The following is a 4,244-nucleotide window of genomic DNA, read 5'->3' as shown; positions in this document are numbered from 1 at the left end:
CGGTTTTTCGCTTATTTTAACCTAAAAACACTACTAAACCCTTAATTTACAATGCTTTTAATTCCGAACTGAGGTTAGTTATAGTTATGTGGCTAGTTGTAAGGCTGACAATATTTATTTTTATACGATATAACTATATTCTATTTAAGAAGCTATCTTATTATCAAAATTATTATAGTTGTCCACAATTGATTGTAGTTAGTCTTATTTTTGATATTTCTATGTAAATAATATCTATATCATTTAGTACGTAAATCATAGATTGAGAAATAAAGAAAAGGAATAATTATAATGAAAGTTTCTATTATTGGTGCGGGAGCAATTGGGTGCTTTTTAGCATCTCGTTTAGATGTTTTAAATATTAATTATGAAATGTTATTTAAAGAATCTAACCTATCTGTATCAAATCCAAGTTTTACTATTGATGGTGCAATTAAGTATCATGTTAATAATATCAATTATATTACGGATTATAGAAAAATTAGTGGTGATATTATCTTCATCACAACTAAATCATTTAGTAATGTAGAGGTTTTCTCTAAACTTCGAGGGCTAAAGAACAAGACTATTATTTTATTCCAAAACGGAATTGGTGAAGAGGATAAGTTGGCTAAGCTAATATGTCCTAGTAATGACATTGTTGCAGCTACAAGTAACATAAAAGTGACTAAAAATAATGATACTGTTACATTATTTACAGATTTATATAACTTAACATATGCATACTTAGATCAGCCTAAAAATAAGCTTAGAATAGACTTATTGTTTGAAAAAATATTTTCTTCACTTTCTTTATGTAAAACAGTTTATGAAGCAAGGTTTAAAAAGCTTGTAATAAATACTAGCTGTAGTGGCTTATCAGTTATTACTGGAGCTGATATGTATACAATGGCAACAAATAATAAGTTTTCTAAACATATTATTAAAATTGCTGAGGAAGTGGTTGATGTGGCTAAAAGCTATGATGTAATACTTGATAAATCTTTTATAAATAACATTCTACAGATTTTATCTAATCCTGATTATAAGGGATCTTTTTTTAGTATGAAACAAGATTTTGAACAAAAAAAGCCATTAGAAATAGAAAGTATATATACTAACTTTATTAATTTGGCTGATAATGCAGCAGTTTCAGTACCTCATACAGTTAAGCTTTATAACAAGTTGTTAGATTTAAATAATTATTAAATCTATATGAACATCATTTTTAGCTTTTATATTTCTATACCATCCTAATTTTTCCTTAATTTTGAATAATATTTAATAGTTCATTTGTTGTATAGTTATGGATCTATAACTAATACTATATTTAAGTTTATTACCCAAGGTCTAATATCACTTTAATTGTCCATAATTGGTTGTAATTAGTCTAATTTTTGATATTTCTGTGTAAGTAATACATATATCATTTTAGTATCTAAATACAATCTAAGAGTATTAATAAAAGGAGATATATCATGAGAAAAATATTGGTGACTTTAACGATGTTAGTTCTATCATTTACTTATGCAACAGCTATTGAACATGCTGGAAATATAACTTTTATAACTAAACGAAGTATTGATTCTAGATATATCAAAATAAGAAATATGGAGGATAGAATTTCTACCATTCATAAAATTAAGAATGCTTAAAAAAAGCTAAAATTTAAAATAGGAGGCTTATATGGAGATGAATATATATGAAGTTATAGTTTCAGGAGGCGGACCTTCTGGAGTAGCTACAGCTATTGAGTTAGGGTTACATGGAATTAAGACTTTAGTTTTAGAAAAACATGATGAGCCTATGTATTCTGCTCGAGCTCAGTTTCTTAACTCAAGAACAATGGAGCTAATGTTACGTTGGGATACATGCGATGCATTGAGAAAAGAAAATATGTTAGATATCTCTAACCTTATATGGTGCTCAGGGTTAAATGGAGAAACCTATTCCTCTGTCGAGATGAGAGAGTATCATAATAATCATTCACCAGAGGAAAGTATTCATATTCCATTGTGGGTAACTGAAGGAGTTTTAAGGTCAAGATTAAGTGAGTTAAATTCAGTTAAAATGTTGAAAAACACAGCAGTTACTGAAATTAATAATCAGAATGATGATCTTATACAAGTAAAAACTAAAAATCGTAAAACTAATCAAACAGAAGAGTTTTATGCCAAATATGTTATTGGCTGTGATGGTGTAAATAGTGTAGTGCGTAATGCTTTAGGTATTAATTTTAGTAAACTAGCTTCAGGAAGACGTATGACTAATATACTCTTTGAAGCTCCTGATTTATTTAGCAAAACTAAAATTGATAAAGCTATGGTATATTTTACTATAAATAATCAGCACCCTGGAGTTGTAGGTACTGTTGATCCTAATAATAATCTTTGGTATTCACTTTTTTATGATGAGAGTGATACTAAAAACATCGAAGATTTAGATATTGATTCTATAATCAATAAAATGGTTGGTTTTGAGTTTGATAAGAAGATAGTTAGTGCTACCTATTGGGATATGCAAGTTAAACTAGCAGATGCGTATTCAAAAAATAATAGGATATTCCTTGTAGGAGAGAGTGCACATTCCTTTGCTCCAACAGGAGGCTTGGGTTTAAATACTGCTTTTGGAGATGCATCAAACTTAGCTTGGAAGTTAGCTCATGTAATAAAAGGTAAACTACCAGAACCTGTACTTAGTACCTATGAACAGGAAAGAAGATCTATAGCCTACATAAATTTAACTAAAGCTGAAGAAAATGCTAAAGCTTTAATAGACCTTAGCTTAGAGCTATCATCTGAAGAGTATACTCAAGCATATGCTAACTTATCAAGAAAACATGCTCTTTCTGCAGGTATAGGTATGGGCTATGCTTACTTTGACTCACCTTTAGTTAAGTTACATGATGGTCAATCTACAGAACCTATGGAACAATCAAAATATGATCCTAAAGATTTACCTGGATATTTCTTACCGAATGTAACATTAAATGGGAAGTCTATATATAGAACTCTTTCTGCGACTGACTGGACATTGATCGTTTCAGGAAATAAGTGTGATATAAATATAAATGGTATTAATGTTATAGAGCTTCCTAAAAATACTTATTCAAGTACTTATATTTTGGTTAGGCCTGATTGGCATATATCTTATGCAAGTAATAAGCTTGATATAGATACTATAAACTGGCTTGTTAACTTTGGTAAATAATATAATAAGGATTTCTATTATGAGTAAAAAAAAAAATCATTAATGTCTTTGTTGTTTATTCCTGGTAATAGGGCTGAGCGCTTTGACAAAGTTAAAGATACAACAAAAGCTAGTGGTATAGTTATTGACTTAGAGCATACTATTGCTGAGATTGATCAAAAGAATAAAGCTAGGATTAGCACTATCGAATATCTAAAAAAAGCTTCTAAAGGGAAAGAAGACTTTAAATATTGTCTTCGGATCAATAGTTTAAGTACTATCCATGGTTTTAGAGATATACTTTCGCTTTTAGAATCAGATGTTGTTCCTGATGTTTTAGTTTTACCAATGGTTGAGTCAGCAAATACATTGCACCAACTTGATAGCTTATTTGAAGATAAGGCACCTTCATATATAGCTTTGATAGAGACTACGGAAGGTTTTAGAAATATACATCAGATAGCTCATTCAAGTAATAATCTTGTAGGATTAGCTTTAGGAGGAGGAGATCTTACTTCTGAATTAGGGGCATCTTGTTCATGGGCTACATTATTATACTTTCGATCGCAATTAATTGCGGCAGCTAAGAATGCTAATCTTATAGCCTTAGATGTCTCTTTTAACGATATAAGAGTTAAAAGTGATGAATTGTTTAAAGAGGAAGTAAGAAAGATTAGGTCACTAGGCTTTGATGGGAAGCTTTGTATACATTCTAGGCAAGTAGATATGTTACAAGGAATCTTTAATATCCCTGAAGTAGAAGAGCATTTAATTGATCTAGGAAGTTCTGAATTTGACCTTTAGGTAAAACTAAGTTTATTTAACCTTTGCCAATATTTAGTGTTTTTAAAAAACAGAGAGAGCTTATATTTTCTGTTTTAATTAACATACTTTTATTACAAGTTTAGAGCCATTAAGTTTTATGATTTACTATTGAACTTCAAAGCCATAAAAATAACTTACAAAGGCTTCTAATTTTAAAGTCCAAAATTTTATTATTTAACCTCAGTTCGATAATTAGTTCATGTCTAAATATTTATAATTATTGATTTTAATTGGAGAAATAATAAACTGAG

At 29.3% G+C, this 4,244-nt stretch carries 4 protein-coding genes; all 4 read left to right on the top strand.

What is annotated here, in order from left to right; translation table 11 throughout:
• The first annotated feature begins 291 nt into the window (after positions 1–291).
• The 4 genes from AB8E56_RS11180 (at position 292) to AB8E56_RS11165 (ending at position 3,972) form a co-directional block, all read left to right on the top strand.
• Complete coding sequence (locus tag AB8E56_RS11180) at positions 292–1,188, top strand: ketopantoate reductase C-terminal domain-containing protein (protein ID WP_329481125.1); 897 nt, start codon at positions 292–294, stop codon at positions 1,186–1,188.
• Positions 1,189–1,457: 269 nt separating this feature from the next.
• Positions 1,458–1,634 carry a hypothetical protein gene (locus AB8E56_RS11175; protein ID WP_329481123.1) on the top strand — a complete coding sequence of 59 codons (177 nt, stop codon included), beginning with the start codon at positions 1,458–1,460 and terminating at the stop codon, positions 1,632–1,634.
• A gap of 31 nt (positions 1,635–1,665) precedes the next feature.
• On the top strand, positions 1,666–3,189 hold the full coding sequence (locus AB8E56_RS11170; RefSeq protein WP_329481121.1) for an FAD-dependent monooxygenase: 1,524 nt from the start codon (positions 1,666–1,668) through the stop codon (positions 3,187–3,189).
• Positions 3,190–3,231: 42 nt separating this feature from the next.
• The gene (locus AB8E56_RS11165; protein ID WP_329481119.1) at positions 3,232–3,972 is read left to right on the top strand and encodes a CoA ester lyase; all 741 of its coding nucleotides are present in this window, start codon (positions 3,232–3,234) and stop codon (positions 3,970–3,972) included.
• Positions 3,973–4,244 lie beyond the last annotated feature (272 nt).

It is taken from the genome of Francisella sp. 19X1-34 (assembly GCF_041102755.1).
In the GTDB taxonomy this organism is placed as follows: domain Bacteria; phylum Pseudomonadota; class Gammaproteobacteria; order Francisellales; family Francisellaceae; genus Francisella.
Note: the sequence above shows the minus strand (reverse complement) of the source record. Positions and strands in the feature narration are given on the sequence as shown.

Excerpts from the sequence above, each read along its gene's own strand:
- AB8E56_RS11180 (WP_329481125.1), top strand. The coding sequence starts at position 292 with ATGAAAGTTTCTATTATTGGTGCGGGAGCAATTGGGTGCTTTTTAGCA.
- AB8E56_RS11175 (WP_329481123.1), top strand. The coding sequence starts at position 1,458 with ATGAGAAAAATATTGGTGACTTTAACGATGTTAGTTCTATCATTTACT.
- AB8E56_RS11170 (WP_329481121.1), top strand. The coding sequence starts at position 1,666 with ATGGAGATGAATATATATGAAGTTATAGTTTCAGGAGGCGGACCTTCT.
- AB8E56_RS11165 (WP_329481119.1), top strand. The coding sequence starts at position 3,232 with ATGTCTTTGTTGTTTATTCCTGGTAATAGGGCTGAGCGCTTTGACAAA.